Here is a 15,197-nt window from a genome sequence, read left to right on the forward strand (position 1 = left end):
CATGTGCGGCATCGTCGGCGCAGTAGCGCAGCGCAATATCACCCCGATTCTTCTTCAAGGCCTGAAACGGCTTGAATACCGCGGCTACGATTCCTGCGGCGTCGCCTTGCATGTGGACGGAAAGCTGCAGCGTTCGCGCAGCACCTCGCGCGTGGCCGACCTCGAATCGCAGGTCGAAAAGGCCAGCCTGGAAGGCTTTACCGGAATTGCGCATACCCGCTGGGCGACCCATGGCGCCCCCGCCTCGCACAATGCGCACCCGCATTTTTCGCGCGAGCGCATTGCGCTGGTCCACAACGGCATCATCGAGAACCATGACGAGCTGCGTGCCGAACTGACGGCAGCCGGCTATGTGTTCGAAAGCCAGACCGACACCGAAGTCATCGCCCACCTCGTCGACCACATGTACACCGGTGACCTGTTCGAGACCGTGCAGCAGGCCGTGCGCCGCCTGCAGGGCGCCTATGCGATCGCCGTCTTCAGCCGCGACGAGCCGCACCGCGTGATCGGCGCGCGCCAGGGCTCGCCGCTGATCGTGGGCGTCGGTAAGGGCGAGAACTTCCTCGCTTCCGATGCGATGGCATTGGCCGGCACCACCGACCAGATCATCTACCTGGAAGAAGGCGACGTGGTCGACCTGCAACTGCAGCGCTACTGGATCGTCGACGCCGCCGGCAAGCCGGTGGAGCGCGAAGTGCGCACCGTGCATGCGCATACCGGCGCCGCCGAACTCGGCCCCTACCGCCATTACATGCAGAAGGAAATCTTCGAACAGCCGCGCGCCATCGGCGACACGCTCGAAGGCGTTTCCGCCGTGATGCCCGAGCTGTTCGGCGACAAGGCCTACGGCGTCTTCAAGAAGATCGACTCGGTGCTAATCCTTGCCTGCGGCACCAGCTACTATGCCGGCCTGACCGCGAAGTACTGGATCGAATCGATCGCCCACATCCCGGTCAACGTCGAGATCGCCAGCGAATACCGCTACCGCGACAGCGTGCCGAATCCGAATGCGCTGGTCGTCACCATTTCCCAGAGCGGCGAAACCGCCGACACGCTGGCTGCGCTCAAGCATGCACGGTCGATGGACATGGTCAACACCCTGACCATCTGCAATGTCTCGACCAGCGCGATGGTGCGCGAATGCATGCTGTCCTACATCACCCGGGCCGGCGTCGAAGTCGGCGTGGCGTCCACCAAGGCCTTCACCACGCAGCTGACGGCGCTGTTCCTGCTGGCGCTGTCGCTGGCGCAGGTGCGCGGCCATCTCAGCGAAGACCAAGAAGCCGCGCATCTGAAGGCGATGCGCCATCTGCCGGTATCGATCAGCGCGGTGCTGGCCTTGGAACCGCAGATCATTGCCTGGGCCGAGGAATTCGCACGCAAGGAAAACGCCCTCTTCCTCGGACGCGGCCTGCATTATCCGATCGCGCTCGAAGGCGCGCTCAAGCTCAAGGAAATCTCTTACATCCATGCCGAGGCCTATCCGGCCGGCGAACTCAAGCATGGTCCGCTGGCGCTGGTGACCAAGGAAATGCCGGTGGTCACCGTGGCGCCCAACGATACGCTGATCGAAAAACTGAAATCCAACATGCAGGAAGTGCGCGCCCGCGGCGGCGAGCTGTATGTCTTTGCCGATGCCGATTCCCGCATCATGCCCAGCGAGGGCGTGCATGTGATCCGCATGCCGGAACACTACGGCGCCCTGTCGCCGATCCTGCACGTGGTGCCGCTGCAGCTGCTGGCGTATCACACCGCGCTGGCGCGCGGCACCGACGTCGACAAGCCGCGCAACCTGGCCAAGTCGGTGACGGTCGAGTAATCGGCCGGCGCGAACCAAGCCGAGCCTCTGCGACGTTTCGCGGAGGCGCTCCGATTTCTCTGCTTCGCAAGCGGCGTGCAATCCGGCCGCAATGAAAAAGCCGACATGCAGGCAACTGCATGTCGGCTTTCCTGTTTTCTGTTTGACCACCGGTGACAGCAGTTGCTGTCATGAAGACTCCTGCGGAAAACTCAGCAACGCCCCTTTTTCGCCTGTCCGGGCGGGCAATGATAGCCGCCTCCGCCGCCCCCTCCTCCGGTGATGACGACTTGCGCGGACGGCACGTCAGGTACGACCACGCAGCCGGATAGGGTAAGCGTTACGGCGGCAATGAACAGTGCAGTAATTTTCGATGCTTGCATGATGATGTCCCGAATGAAAAATGAGCGGAATCGCGAGTAGAAGCGCGATCCTTTCGCATCAGGCTAAGCAAGATGTTGCACAGAGTCAATTATTGAATCCTCCTGTTACACGGCTGATCCAACGCAAACTACAAAGGTGGCATGCGCAGAAAAAATCCGGGCGGCACGGCAGGTAACGCCATGCCGCCCAAGTCAGCTTCCGACAACCGCCGGCCTCGCGCCGGCAGTCGGTTTCGGCTGCATCAGGCCTTCTTCGCCAGCCCCATGCTTTCGATCATGTCCTTCTCTTCCTTGAAGGTGGTCTGTGCAAACTTGGTATAGGCGGCGCTATCCATGTAAATGATCGGCTGGTCGAACTTTTCCAGCGTGGCGATCACCACAGGATCTTCCAGCGTTTTCTTGAATGCATCCTGGAGCCGCTTGACCAGCGCCGGATCCATGCCTTTGGGTCCGCCGATGCCGAACGGCGAATCGGACACGGTCTGGTAGCCGAGTTCCAGCAGGGTCGGCACGTTCGGCCAGCGCTTGGTGCGCTTGCTGCCGTAGGTCACCAGCAGGCGGGCGCGGCCGGCTTCGACGGCCGAAGCCCAGCCGGTGGCGTCGCTGTGCGCCATCACATGGCCGCCGAGCAAGGCCTGCATGCCGTCGGCATTGCCCTTGAACGGCACGTGCAGCAGCTTGATGCCGGCGCGCTTGGCGAACTGCTCGACCACCAGGTGCGGCGTGGTGCCGGTGCCGGTGGAGCCGTAGCTCAACGCTTCGGGATTGGCCTTGGCGTAATCCACGAAATCCTTGATGTTCTTGATCGGCGAGTCCGAGCGCACCACCATGCCGAAGGTGTAGCCGGTCAGGCAGGCGATGTAGGTCAGGTCCTTCATCGGATCGAAGGACACTTTCTGCATGTGCGGCAGGCGGAAGATGCCCAGCGGCAGCTGCGACAGGGTATAGCCGTCGGGCTGGGCATTGGCCAGCTCGCCTGCGCCGAGGATGCCGCCGGCGCCCGGCTTGTTCTCGATGATGACCGTGCCGCCGATCTGCTTGGAGAAGCTGTCGCCGAAGGCGCGCATGACCACGTCGGTGGAGCCGCCGGCCGGCCAGGGGCAGATCAGGCGTATCGGCCGGCTCGGATAGTTGCTCTGGGCCTGAGCCAGGGCCGGAAAGGCAATGGCGGCGCCTGCGGCAGCCGATGCCTTGATGAATTGCCTGCGATTCACTTTGTATTGCGCCATGGGATGTCTCCTAGTTTCCTTGTTATGGGCAGGTATGCAGTGCTCAGAATAGCAAAATGGTCCGCACCCGGACAGGGTGCGGACCATGCTTCATGCCCGTTGCAACAGCCGGAACGGCCGGAACGGGTGAAACAGGCGGATCAGCGAGCCGCCGATACCGGTGCCGCCGGGATAGGCTGGCCGCCCGAGCCGGCGGCATAGCTCAGCGGCGAGACGGCTGCCTGCTGGCCCACGCCCGGCTTGCTCCAGTCGCAGACGCCGCTCGGGAACACGGCCTGCAGGCGCTGCAGCTGAGCGGCGCTCAGGGTCTGCGGCGCATAGTCGGCCACGTTGAGCGGCTTGAGCTGACACTTCAGGATGTCTTCCGACAGCGGTCCGCCGGCCACCTGGCGCGGCGAGCTGGCCGGGCGCAGGAAGGGATCGGCATTGCAGGCGGCCTGGTCGGTGACCTTGGTCGACTGCGCGGCATCGCTGCTGAGGTAGCAGAAGTCCCTGGCCTCGGCCGGCTTGGCGCGCACGATCTTCTGTTCGATCGGCAGCGTGCTGGTGTCGGCGCTCAGGTTGGTCAGCCACTTGTCCATGGTCAGGAAGGAGTCCAGCGTGATGGCCGGGAACGGCACAAAGCCGGTCCGTCCGAAACGCCACATCACATGGTTGTCGTGGTTGCCGTTGGCCTTGTCGAGGCGGTCGCGCAGCTCGAAGCTGCGCCAGACATGGTGGATGCCCGTCAGTCCGGCAGCCGAACCGGCGGCACCGGTGGCCAGCGGAACGATCAAGGAATCATCCCAGCCGCGCATGTCGATGATGGCCGTCTTGGCCAGCTGCTTGCCGCTGGTGACGATGCCTGCGCGGTAGGCGATTTCCAGCCCTTCTTGGTCGGCCGTGGTACGGGTGGCCGTACGGACGGAATCACGGCTGATGCCGCCGACCTGCTCGTTGAGCGTGACGAACTCTTCCGCAGTGATCGCACCGCTGGTGAAGGCTTTCAGGCCGTACTGCACGCCGATGTTGTCGCGAGTATCGCGCGGGAAGTTGGTGCCGGGCACCTTGCCGAAGATCGACACGGCGCTGTCGAGCGCGCCGCAGCGGGGACCGGTCGGATTGGTGACCGGATCGTAGACCGCGCTGGCCGGCAGGCCGCAGTTGTTGGCCGAGGTCGGCGACTGGGTGATGGCACCGGTGGCATTGTCCGCAGGAGCGACGACGCGGGCGAAGAAGTTGCCGGGCTTGCCGTTGTTGCCGAACAGGTTGTTCCAGGCATGGCAGGCGGTCTGGTCGACGTGGCCGTTGATCGCCGCTTTCTTCGCATTGACCTGCGCCTGGGTGTAGCCGGAACCGGTCATCAGGTTCAGCCAGGCCGGCTGCTGGTACATCTCGACCAGCAATACGCAATCCTGGACCTCCATGGTGGTGGTTTCCGAATCCGGATAGGTGCAGCTCGGCTGGATGCCGTCGAGCAGGCCGGGCATGATGGACGAGGCGGTGTACTGGTTGATCGAGCCGCCCGAGCAGCCTGTGCCCATGGTGAACTTGATGGGGCCGTAGTTCTCGGTGATGCGCTCCTTCATCATCATCAGGGTTTCGGTCATCAGTACGCGGTTCGAGTTGTACTGCGAGTCGGTCAGGCTGTTCTGCACCACCATGAAGCCGCGCGACAGCGACTTGTCGTCGGCCCAGGAGCCTTGCGGGCGGAACTGCTTGCGCGGCTGGCCGGTGCTGGAACCGAACTGGTACAGCACCTTGCCGTTCCAGGTCGACTGCGGCGCGGCTGCGGTCCATGGCTTGGTCGGGTCGGCGAGCACCGCGATGTCATAGATGCCGCGGTTGACCGTGCCGCGCTCGCGGCGCACGATGTAAGGCACGGTCTGGCCGGTATCAGTGGTGGTGTTGGCGAGATCGGCCGGTCTGGCTGCGGCAGGATCGTAGGGCTTGAAGCAGGCATTCGCCGGCGCAGTCGCGGGCGCGGCCGGGTCGGGCAGCACGCTGGCGCAGCCGGCGGCGGTGGTCTTGTAGAAATAGGCGACTTCGGTGCGGATGTTACACTGGGCATCGGTCGCGGTGGTCGACAGGCCGCTGGCATTGGTCGACGGCGTGGTGCCGGATTCGGCCTGGGCGGTCGGCGTCGCGCATACCCAGGGCTGGACCTGGGGTCCGGAAATGATGGGGCCGCCGATCGGGTAATTGGTGACTTTCAGCGTGGAGGCGGCGATGCCGCTGCCCTGGGCGGTGATGGTGTTGTCGCCGTTGGCCAGGCCGGTGACCAGGCCGGTGTAGCGGCCGTTGCGCAGGGCGAAGGCGCTGCTGACGTCGCGGCCGCCGACATCGACCTTGATGTCCGAGGCATTCACGCCGGCCGGAACGCTGACTTCCACCAGCGCGTCGCCGCCGCTGACGAAGTCGGCCCGGCTGGACAAGACCTTGATTTCAGGCGCGGGCGCGGTGCTGTTGCCGCCGCCGCATGCCGCCAGGATCATGCTGATTGCAGTCACGGGAACGACCCGCGACCACGGCTTGATGTCAACCATCTGTTTGTCTCCTGTCTGTTGTTGTATGCGTCGTCGACGCACCGCGTCCCGCGTCTTATCGGGCGCAAGACGGCGAAAAAAATGATAGGAAGCCTTGGAGGGGCAGACAAGTCGGAAAGCGCAGGTGCGGCTGTCAGAATGTTCTGACAGCTGCCGGCATCGCTCGCATGCTGCACTGCGATCTTCCCGCAACGTCAGCGTACGCGCTGCAAGTGGAGATACCGGCAGGCAGGCGGCACGCCTTTCGGCTTGATGGGAGATTGCGGCGGATCAAACGGAAGCCGCTGCGTGATCGAGTAGAGCTCAGTCGATCAGCTTGTTGCGCACCGCGTACTGGATCAATTCGGCATTGCTGCTGACGCCGCGTTTTTCGAGGATGCGGCTGCGGTAGGTGCTGACCGTCTTGACGCTGATGGACAGCTTGGCGGCGATCATGGTGAGGGATTCGCCGCGCACCAGCATGTCGAAGATCTGGGATTCTCGGATCGACAGCTTTTTCTGTTCGCCCGGATTGTCGTCGGGGCCGTGCAGCGAGGAGATCAGCATCTCGGTGACCGCAGGCGTCATGTATTTCTGCCCCTTGGCGACCAGGCGCACGGCGCCGATCAGGTCGGCGGCTTCCATGTCCTTGGCCACGTAGCCATGGGCGCCGGCGCGCAGCGCACGCAGCGCGTACTGCTGCTGCGAGTACATGCTGAGCATGATGACTTTCAGTTCGGGAAGCTCCGCCTGTATCGCCTCGAGCAGATCGAAGCCGCTGCGGGCCGGCAGATTGATATCCAGCAGCACGATATCGAGGTCGGCATGGCTGCGCAGCCGCGCCAGTCCGTCCGCCCAGTCCCCGGCCTCGTCGACCACGGCAAAGTCCGGCTCGTCGTGCAGCATTTTCTTGAGGCCCGATCGGAACATCGGATGGTCGTCGATGATCATCAGCTTAATCATGCGGTGATTCCCTTCGCTCGCCCTGCCCGCCGTGCCCGTGCGGTTCGATCGGCCCCTGCAGCGGCACGCGCAGCACGATGCGCGTGCCCAGCCCTTCGGTGGATGCAATTGCCAGCGCACCGCCGAGTTCGCGGGCGCGCTCCTTCATCGACAGCAGGCCGAAGCAGTGGCCCGCCGACTCGGGCGCCTCGGCGATGGCCGCCGGCATGCCTCGGCCGTTGTCTTCGATATGCAGGTGCAGCACGCCCTGCTCCGCCGCCAGGCGCACCTCCACTTCCGTCGCCTGCGCATGGCGCGCCACATTGGTCAGCGCCTCCTGGAAGATTCGGTAGACCATGGTGGCGCGCGAGCTGTCGAGCGGCAGGGCAAGCTCCTTCGGCGACATGGCGGCATGGACGCCGGAACGCTTCTCGAAACGCTCCAGGTAGGACGCCATCGCCGCCGCCAGGCCGAGGTATTCGAGCGCCTGCGGATGCAGCGACTCCGAAATTTCGCGCACGCTGTTGATGGCTTCCTGCAGAAGGCCGTTCAGGTCGTCGGCGATCTCGCGGATCTCGCCGGGCGCGGCGCGGCGCAGGATGCGGCCGACATTGAGCTTCATGGAAGTCAGCAATCCGCCCAGCACGTCGTGCACCTCGCGCGCATAGGCCGAGCGCTGGCGTTCGCGCACGGCGATCAGGTAGGCGGCCAGCTCCTGGTACTGCTGCTGCGAACGTTCCAGCTGGCGGTTGCGCTCCAGCTGCTCGGTCACTTCGATGCCCACCCCGACGACCGCAGGCCGGCCCCGGAATTCGAGGGCCATGCCGTGCACGTCGATGAAGACGATGCTGCCGTCGCGGTGCAGCCCGCGCACCACGAAACGCATGCTGGGCTCGACACCCGACACCCGCCGGTGATAGCGGGCGCTGACTTCTTCCACATCGTCCGGCGGCACGAAACGGCTGACCGGCTGGCCGATCAGCTGTTCCGGCGTATGCCCGGTCATCGCCGCCCAGGTGGCATTGGCATACTGGAAGACTTCATCCTGGATGATGTAGACCCCGGCCAGCGCCTGCTCCACCAGGCCCCGAAAAGGGATGCTGCTGATGTCGAAGTCGCTTGCCGGTTCGGTCATGAAGGGTCGGGATGGGTGTCAGTCGAGCTTGGCGCCGGAGCGCTTGACCACGTCCTGATAGCGCTTGTTCTCCCGCCGCACCAGCTCGGCGAACTGCGCCGGGGTGGTGGGCGCCGGCTCGGCCGCCAGCTTGAGCATGCGTTCGCGCACCGCCGGCGAGCGCAGCGCGGCCGTGAATTCCCGGTTGAGCCGGTCTATCACCGTCGCCGGCGTGCCGGCCGGCGCGAAAATGCCGAACCAGGTCGTGATTTCAAAGTCCTTGAAGCCGGACACGCCGCTTTCCGCGATGGTCGGCATGTCGGGATAGGATGCGCTGCGCTTCTGCGTCGTCACCCCGATGGCCTTGATGCGACCCTCGCGGATGCGCGGCGCCGCCGAACCGAGATTGTCGAACATCAGCTGCACGTCGCCGCTCAGCAGGGCGGTCTGGGCAGGCGCCGCGCCGCGGTAGGGAATGTGCACCATGTAGACGCCGGCCAGCTGCTTGAACAGCTCCGCCGCCAGATGCCCGCCGCTGCCGTTGCCGCCGGAGGCGAAATTGACCTTGCCGGGATTGCGCTTGAGGTAGGCGATCAGGTCGGCCACATTGGCGATTCGGTTCTGGCTGGCGAATTCGTTGTTGAGCACCAGCACATTGGGCAGGTCGGCCAATAGCGTGACGGGCGCGAAATCCTTGATCGGATCGAAGGGCATGCGCGGATAGAGCCAGGGATTGATCGCATGCGTCGACAGCGCGCCGATGCCGAGGGTATGGCCGTCCGGCGCGGCCTTGGCCACCGCATCCATGCCGATGTTGCCGCCGGCGCCGGAGCGGTTCTCGATCAGGACATTGCCCAGGGTCGGCCGTACCGCGTCGCCGACGATGCGGGCGACCGCGTCGAGCGGCCCGCCCGGCGGGAACGGAACAACCAGATTGACGGGCTTGCCGCCCGGAGCGAAATCGGCGCCTTGCGCCAGGGCGGACGGGATGTGGGCGCCGGTTGCCAGTGCGGCCAGCGTCGAGATACTTGCCAGCGCCAGCTTGCGGCGGCGTGCCAGGAAGGTCGGCTTGCGGTTCATGAAACTCTGTGATCAAGTCAATAAGGAGCCGACAGTATAGCGAGTGCATTCCCGGCCGGCAGGAATGCCCGGAGCGCGGGATGAACGGGGCCGATGCAACGTCAATGCAGACTGCCGGCTGCGGCCTCGCTGCCTCCGGGAAAGCGGTTCATCCGCGACCAGTTGCCGTTCTGCATCAAGTCCTCGAATTCCTGCGCCGGCACCGGCGGGCTGAAGATAAAGCCTTGCGCGCTGGTGCAGTCGCGCGCCTTCAGGTAAGCGAGCTGCTCCGCCGTCTCGACGCCGCCGGCGACCACGGCAATGCCGAGGTTGTGCGCCAGGCTGATGATGGCCGACGTGATCGCCGAGTCTTCGCGCCGGTGCGGCAGATGCCGCACGAAAGCCTTGTCGATCTTGAGGGAATCGATTTCGAAGTCGACCAGGTCGCTCAGGGCGGTCGCGCCGGTGCCGAAATTGTCGATGGTCAGGCGTATGCCCAGCGTGCGCAGGTGCGACAGCTGCTCCTTGATCTCGGGATGCTGGGCCAGCATCGATTCCGGCACTTCCAGTTCCAGGCTGGACGGCGCAATGCCGGCATCGGCCAGGACGAAGGGGATCATGGTGACGAATTTCGGATCGCTGAACTGGCGCGCCGAGCAGTTGACTGACAGCCGCAGCTCGGAAAGCCCGTCGGCCTGCCAGCGGCGCACCTGGTGGCAGGACTCGCGCAATGCCCATTCGCCGATATCGATGATCAGGCCGGTCTGTTCGGCGATTTCCAGGAAATCATTGGGCAGGACCGTCTCCAGTTCGGTCGCATTCCAGCGCAGCAGCGCCTCCACCGCCGTGATCTTCCAGCTGCTGAGATCGATCAGCGGCTGGTAATACAGTTCGAACTGATGGTTCTTCAGCGCAGCGCGCAGCGCGGCTTCGCGGTCGCGCTTCCAGGTTTGCTCCGAGAACAGATCTGAGGTGTAGAACTGGAAATTGTGGCGCCCGCTGTTTTTCGCACGGTACAGCGCGAGGTCGGCGCGCTTGAGCAGTTCCACCGAATTCTTGCCGTCCTTCGGATAGACGCAGAGCCCGATGCTGGTGCCGCTCAGCACTTCCTGCCCTTCCAGCTCATAGGGCCGGCCGAGTTCCAGCACCAGCTTGCGCGCCAGGGTCTCGGAAGCATGCGGCTGCGAGACGTCGCTCTGGATGATGACGAATTCGTCGCCGCCGAGACGCGCGACGAAATCGGTTTCGCGCAGCGACGAGCGGATGCGCAGCGCCACTTCCTTGAGCAGCAGGTCGCCGGTATGGTGGCCGAAGGTATCGTTGACATGCTTGAAACGGTCGAGATCGAGCAGCAGCAGCGCCATCGGCAGGTCGTTGCGCTGCGACAGCGCGATCGACTGGTGCAGCTGGTTGCTGAAATACACGCGGTTGGGCAGGCCGGTGAGCACGTCGTGGTTGGCCAGGAAATGTGTCTGTTCCTCCGCCAGACGGTGAGAGGTGTGGTCGCGCATGATTTTCACGAAGCCGCGCAGGCTGCCGTCGGTGTCCAGCAGCGGGGTGACGGCGCCGGTGGCCCAGAAGCGCGTGCCGTCCTTGCGCAGATGCCAGCGGTCGTCGTCGGAACGGCCGCGGCTCCTGGCTTCTTCCATTTCCTTCCACGGCTCGCCGGCGCCGCGGTCTTCGCTGGTGAACAGTCGTTCCACATGCTGTCCGAGCGCTTCTTCCACGCCGTAGCCGAAAATGCGCTCGGCGCCGCTGTTCCAGCTGACGATCAGGCCGGCGGTGTCGAGCATCATGATCGCATGATCGGTGGACGCCTCGACCAGCATGCGGAAATCCTGCTGCGACCGTTTCAGCGCCCGCTCGGTCTGCACCTGCTGGGTGATGTCGGCATTGGTTTCCAGGTAGCGGTAGGGCTCGCCGTCATGGAATTCGAGCGCCCAGCGGCTGAAGATCGTCAGTTCCCGTCCGTCCTTGGTGGTATGGATGACTTCGCCTTCCCAGTAGTGTTCGCGCTGCACGGTATCGCGGATCTGTTCCAGGGGGACGGAAAAGCGGGTGCGCAGCAGTTCATGGCCGACCTTGCCGAGCGCTTCGCTGCGGCTGTAGCCGTAAAGCCTTTCCGCGCTGCGGTTCCAGTAAGTGATCACATCGTCGGTCGTGCGCGAGAGAATGGCATCGCGGGCCAGGTCGAGCAGGCTGGCCTGCTTCTGGAGCAGGCGCGCCTGGCGGGCGGACTCTTCGTCGCGGCGGCGCAGTTCCGTGATGTCATGGAAGACCACCACGCCGCCCACCGGAGCGCCTGCGCCGTCGAGCATCGGTCTGGCATTGGCGCTGACCCAGGTGCCGCCGCTCCCGTCGGCCGCAGGCACGAAGGCGATCAGGCCATCGACATGCTCGCCGCGCAGCGCGCGCAGCATCGGCCGCTCCTCGGGAAGGTAGGCCGTCGTCCGGTCGGGCCGGAACAGGCTGATCACGCTGAGATAGCCCTGCCCGATGACGACGGCCGGATCGAGGCCGAACAGGCTTTGCGCTGCGGGATTGATCAGGATGAGACGCTCCTGCAGATCGGCGACGACGACAGCGCCGGCCATGCTGTGCAAAATGGAGTGCGTGATGTTGGTCTGGCGATGGATTTCCTTTTCGAGCTCCTCGCGCTGCGTCATGTCCTTGAGCGAGGCAAGAAACACCGGGCGGTCCGTCGATGCGATCACCGTCACGGTCAGCTCGACCAGGATTTCGCTGCCGTCCTTGCGCCGGGCGGGCATTTCCATGCGCTTGTTGAACACCTGCGCCTGGCCGGTTTCGATGTAGCGGCGCATGCCGGCCCGGTGTGCCTCGGCGTAGCGCGCCGGCACCAGGGTATCGGTCAGGCTTTGGCCCACCGCTTCTTCCTTGCTCCAGCCGAAGACCTCTTCGGCCTTGCTGCTCCAGTCGAGGATGCGGCTGTCCCCGTCGATCGCAATGAAGGCATCGAGTGCATTGTCGATGATGAGTCGATAGAGCTGTTCGGCTTGAATCGGCTCCTGGAACAAGAGTTTCATTAAGGTTTTTCAGTGACGCAATAAATACACACGTCATTCTGACAATATGTCCAACCTCGGGGTTTCTTGTAATGCGGTGAAAAGTGAGGAAACGCAACGGCGCGGCCTGCGCCTGCGCCGGCATACTGCCGCCCGGCATGCCAGGGATGCCGAGCGCGGCGCCGAGACGGCCTGTCCGCTTCCCGGAGCGGCGGACCGGCCGATCGAGCAGGACGAATCAGGCCGCCAGGGCGGTCCAGCCGGCGCAGGCTTGACGCAAATGATAAGGGAGCCAGGCCCACAGCACCCAGTTCGCGAATTCCGGGCCATTCAGCAGCTCGGCATTGCTGCTGTCCTTGAGGCAGTGCTGCATGTCTTCGCTGCCCGCGTGCTGGCATCCGATTTCGCTCAGGACGTAAATATCGCGCAGCGCCGCCAGGTTCTCGTGGAGAAACAGCGTCAGCACGACTGCGGCGGTGTCGGGATCCTGCCTGGCATTGAAGAAGCCCTGTGCCCAGACGCGCATGTACTCTTCGAAGTTCATTGCGCCGTTGATGCCGAAACGCGCTTCCAGGTACGCCAAGGCTGCCGGGCTGTAGGTGATGCCCGGACCGAAGCTGCTGCTGTCCTGCCAGAAGTCGGTCCGCCCGATACGGTGGATGAAGGCGTCGGCACACTGTGCCCGGGACGCGCCGCCAAGCTCGGCACTGCCGAAGATGGCTTCAAGCTCCGCCATGCGGTGGCGGACGGTCAGGTGGGAATTGGTATGAAAATCAGGAAACGGAAACATGGCGGCCTCGTGCGATTCAACATGCCGGAACGGCAGATCGGCAAAGCGAGGCCGAGAAACAATTGTCGGACGCGGGAACGGGCGACCTTGAAGAGACTTGCTGGTGTCACGCAAAGGATCGGGATGGGGATCCTGTTGCATTCCTGCTGCTTCGGAGCTTTTGCTTCAAAGCTGTTGCTCCGAAGAGCGGCCGACGGGGCAAGACAATGGGCAGACCGGACAACGATACCGCAATATCTTGTACCAAAGCAACCATTTCATTCGAGAAATGCCCAACCCTGAATGCCGGCCGGCCTTTTTCAACGCCGGCCTTTGCGCTACTTGCTGCGTCCATGCTCCAGGAAGCTGGGACGGAAGGCGTTCAGGGTTTCCTCCGCCTTGAGCAGTTCATTCGCCACCTCGTTGATCTTGCGGCGATGGGAACGCGCATGGTCGCGCAGCACTTCGAATGCGGTATCGCGGTCGGTCTGGTAGCGGGCCATCAGCAGCCCGACCGCCATGCTGGTTTCCCGGCCTGCCGCCAGCGCGGCGGTCAGATTGATTTCGCTGCGGCGCAGGCGCCGGATGTCGTCGGCACGCGCCAGCGCGGCCTCCACCGCCGGCACGATCTGCGCAGCCTCCACCGGCTTGACCAGGTAGCCGACCGCACCATAGGCCGTGGCCTCCTTGACGATATCCGTCTCGCCGTGGGCCGACAGGAACATCGCCGGAATGGCGCCCTCCTGCTGCAGCCGCTGCGCCAGTTCGATGCCGGACATGCCCGGCATCGTCACGTCGAGCAGAGCCAGGTCCGGCGGATTCTCCAGCGCCAGCGGCAGCGCCTCTTCCGCGGTACCGGCCTGGGCCACGTCATAGCCGGCATGCTTCAGTATCGAGGCTACGAAGGACAGGATAAGCGGGTCGTCGTCGACAACAAGCAGGCGTCGGCTGGCGGGGGTTTTCGTGGTCATTAGCAGGCACTCCGGATAGGCATGTCCGGTGCTATTTTAACCAGTTCCCGCGCTTGTCCGCCTGTTTGCCCGAGATATTGTCCGACGCCGTCCGTCTTGCGCCGAGAGACGGGTCCGGCCCGGATGACATAAATGCGACAAGCGTCTACACTTCCCCGGATTCGGGATAGAATAGCCCAAGGTCGTATGAACAATTATCAAGGAATGCGTCGATTTACACCGTTTAAGTTTGCAGCGTGACGAACGCTTCCCGCATTTTTGCCACCGCTCACAAGAATCAGGACCATCCGCTTCATGCTGAACCATTTCTGCGCACATGTCCGGCCGACCCTGATTCCTGTCTCTGCCGCCGGTGACTTCGGAGCTTGACGATGCAGGCCCTGCTCAAGCACCTGGTGGACATCACCTGCCAACGCGACCACACCCTGCTCGACACCTCGATCGTTTCCGCCTTGCGGGAACTGGCCGGCGCCTCCCAGGTGCGCGTGCACGAGTTGTTCCGCTATCGCGATGAACTGTTCGTCCGTCCGCGCGCATGGATCAGGGACGACAAGATCGTCTCCCAGGAAGAAGGACCGGACAGCCATGGCGAACCGATCACGCATTATGCGGCGCTGGTCGAATGCATCAAGCAGCGCCAGAACCATGCGGAAGAGTCCGGTCCGGACGGCGGTCACGTGCTCTGGCTGCCGGTCTGGCTGAACGACAAGGTCAATACCTGCCTTGAGGTCAGCTCGCCGGTGCCTTACAGCGGCGATACGCTGCGCATGATCGAAGGCATCCTGTGCGTCTACCGGAATTTCCAGAACATCCTGGATTACAGCGAGCGTGACTCACTGACCGGACTGCTCAACCGCAAGACCTTCGACGAGAAATTTTCCCGGCTGCTGGCCGCCAACGTACCCGACGCCACGCCTCAGGATCAGGAGGAGCGGCGCCTGCAGTCTTCTCCCGCAATCGGCCAGTGGCTGGCAGTCGTCGACATCGACCACTTCAAGCGCGTCAACGACCAGTTCGGCCATCTCTACGGCGACGAGGTGCTGATCCTGGTCGCCAATCTGCTGCGCCAGTCCTTTCGTTCGCAAGACCGGGTGTTCCGCTTCGGCGGCGAGGAATTCGTCGTGCTGCTGCGCTCGACCACGCTGGAAGACGCCCGCAAGATCTTCGACCGCTTCCGGGCGAACGTGGAGCAGCACGACTTTCCCCAGGTGGGGCGCGTCACCGTCAGCGTCGGCTTCGCCAGCATCTCCACCGAATCCCCGGTGATGATTCTCGGTCATGCGGACCAGGCGCTCTACTATGCAAAGGCCAACGGCCGCAACCGCGTCTGCTTCTACGACGAACTCGTCAGCAGCGGCGAGCTGCATTCGGAAATCTCCAACGACACGGTCGAATTTTTCTGAAA

The 15,197-nt window shown here is 63.9% G+C and carries 11 protein-coding genes; 2 read left to right on the plus strand and 9 right to left on the minus strand.

Annotated features, from left to right (window positions below; translation table 11 throughout):
- The first annotated feature begins 1 nt into the window (after nt 1).
- Nucleotides 2-1,819 carry a glutamine--fructose-6-phosphate transaminase (isomerizing) gene (gene glmS, locus IGW03_RS09835; RefSeq protein WP_194722376.1) on the plus strand — a complete coding sequence of 606 codons (1,818 nt, stop codon included), beginning with the start codon at nt 2-4 and terminating at the stop codon, nt 1,817-1,819.
- A 191-nt stretch (nt 1,820-2,010) separates the two neighbouring features.
- Here glmS and IGW03_RS09840 read toward each other — a convergent pair whose 3' ends face one another.
- The 9 genes from IGW03_RS09840 to IGW03_RS09880 all read right to left on the minus strand — a co-directional run bounded on the left by IGW03_RS09840 (nt 2,011) and on the right by IGW03_RS09880 (nt 13,792).
- Nucleotides 2,011-2,181 (minus strand): hypothetical protein, encoded by a 171-nt coding sequence (locus tag IGW03_RS09840; RefSeq protein ID WP_194722377.1) that lies wholly within the window; start codon nt 2,179-2,181, stop codon nt 2,011-2,013.
- A gap of 242 nt (nt 2,182-2,423) precedes the next feature.
- Complete coding sequence (locus IGW03_RS09845; RefSeq protein WP_194722378.1) at nt 2,424-3,410, minus strand: tripartite tricarboxylate transporter substrate binding protein; 987 nt, start codon at nt 3,408-3,410, stop codon at nt 2,424-2,426.
- 140 nt (nt 3,411-3,550) lie between these two features.
- Entirely contained in the window at nt 3,551-5,935 is a 2,385-nt protein-coding gene (locus IGW03_RS09850; protein WP_194722379.1) for a DUF6351 family protein, read from the minus strand.
- A gap of 303 nt (nt 5,936-6,238) precedes the next feature.
- Nucleotides 6,239-6,877 carry a response regulator gene (locus IGW03_RS09855; protein WP_194722380.1) on the minus strand — a complete coding sequence of 213 codons (639 nt, stop codon included), beginning with the start codon at nt 6,875-6,877 and terminating at the stop codon, nt 6,239-6,241.
- Nucleotides 6,870-7,991, minus strand: a complete 1,122-nt coding sequence (locus IGW03_RS09860) for a PAS domain-containing sensor histidine kinase (RefSeq protein ID WP_194722381.1) — start codon at nt 7,989-7,991, stop codon at nt 6,870-6,872. The genes IGW03_RS09855 and IGW03_RS09860 overlap by 8 nt, the downstream gene beginning before the upstream one ends.
- 18 nt (nt 7,992-8,009) lie before the next feature.
- Complete coding sequence (locus tag IGW03_RS09865) at nt 8,010-9,050, minus strand: Bug family tripartite tricarboxylate transporter substrate binding protein (RefSeq protein WP_194722382.1); 1,041 nt, start codon at nt 9,048-9,050, stop codon at nt 8,010-8,012.
- A 101-nt stretch (nt 9,051-9,151) separates the two neighbouring features.
- Nucleotides 9,152-12,073, minus strand: coding sequence for a sensor domain-containing protein (locus IGW03_RS09870; RefSeq protein ID WP_194722383.1), 2,922 nt, complete (start codon nt 12,071-12,073; stop codon nt 9,152-9,154).
- A 217-nt stretch (nt 12,074-12,290) separates the two neighbouring features.
- Complete coding sequence (locus tag IGW03_RS09875; protein ID WP_194722384.1) at nt 12,291-12,956, minus strand: hypothetical protein; 666 nt, start codon at nt 12,954-12,956, stop codon at nt 12,291-12,293.
- A 203-nt stretch (nt 12,957-13,159) separates the two neighbouring features.
- The gene (locus IGW03_RS09880) at nt 13,160-13,792 is read right to left on the minus strand and encodes an ANTAR domain-containing response regulator (RefSeq protein WP_194722385.1); all 633 of its coding nucleotides are present in this window, start codon (nt 13,790-13,792) and stop codon (nt 13,160-13,162) included.
- 371 nt (nt 13,793-14,163) lie between these two features.
- Between IGW03_RS09880 and IGW03_RS09885 the strand changes: the two genes are divergently transcribed.
- Nucleotides 14,164-15,195, plus strand: coding sequence for a GGDEF domain-containing protein (locus tag IGW03_RS09885; RefSeq protein ID WP_194722386.1), 1,032 nt, complete (start codon nt 14,164-14,166; stop codon nt 15,193-15,195).
- Nucleotides 15,196-15,197: the final 2 nt, after the last annotated feature.

It is taken from the genome of Noviherbaspirillum malthae (genome assembly GCF_015352985.1).
GTDB lineage: Bacteria > Pseudomonadota > Gammaproteobacteria > Burkholderiales > Burkholderiaceae_D > Noviherbaspirillum > Noviherbaspirillum malthae.

Coding starts and splice junctions, on each gene's coding strand:
- IGW03_RS09865 (WP_194722382.1), bottom strand. CDS start 9,050: ATGAACCGCAAGCCGACCTTCCTGGCACGCCGCCGCAAGCTGGCGCTG.
- IGW03_RS09850 (WP_194722379.1), bottom strand. CDS start 5,935: ATGGTTGACATCAAGCCGTGGTCGCGGGTCGTTCCCGTGACTGCAATC.
- IGW03_RS09880 (WP_194722385.1), bottom strand. CDS start 13,792: ATGACCACGAAAACCCCCGCCAGCCGACGCCTGCTTGTTGTCGACGAC.
- IGW03_RS09845 (WP_194722378.1), bottom strand. CDS start 3,410: ATGGCGCAATACAAAGTGAATCGCAGGCAATTCATCAAGGCATCGGCT.
- glmS (WP_194722376.1), top strand. CDS start 2: ATGTGCGGCATCGTCGGCGCAGTAGCGCAGCGCAATATCACCCCGATT.
- IGW03_RS09840 (WP_194722377.1), bottom strand. CDS start 2,181: ATGCAAGCATCGAAAATTACTGCACTGTTCATTGCCGCCGTAACGCTT.
- IGW03_RS09855 (WP_194722380.1), bottom strand. CDS start 6,877: ATGATTAAGCTGATGATCATCGACGACCATCCGATGTTCCGATCGGGC.
- IGW03_RS09885 (WP_194722386.1), top strand. CDS start 14,164: ATGCAGGCCCTGCTCAAGCACCTGGTGGACATCACCTGCCAACGCGAC.
- IGW03_RS09860 (WP_194722381.1), bottom strand. CDS start 7,991: ATGACCGAACCGGCAAGCGACTTCGACATCAGCAGCATCCCTTTTCGG.
- IGW03_RS09870 (WP_194722383.1), bottom strand. CDS start 12,073: ATGAAACTCTTGTTCCAGGAGCCGATTCAAGCCGAACAGCTCTATCGA.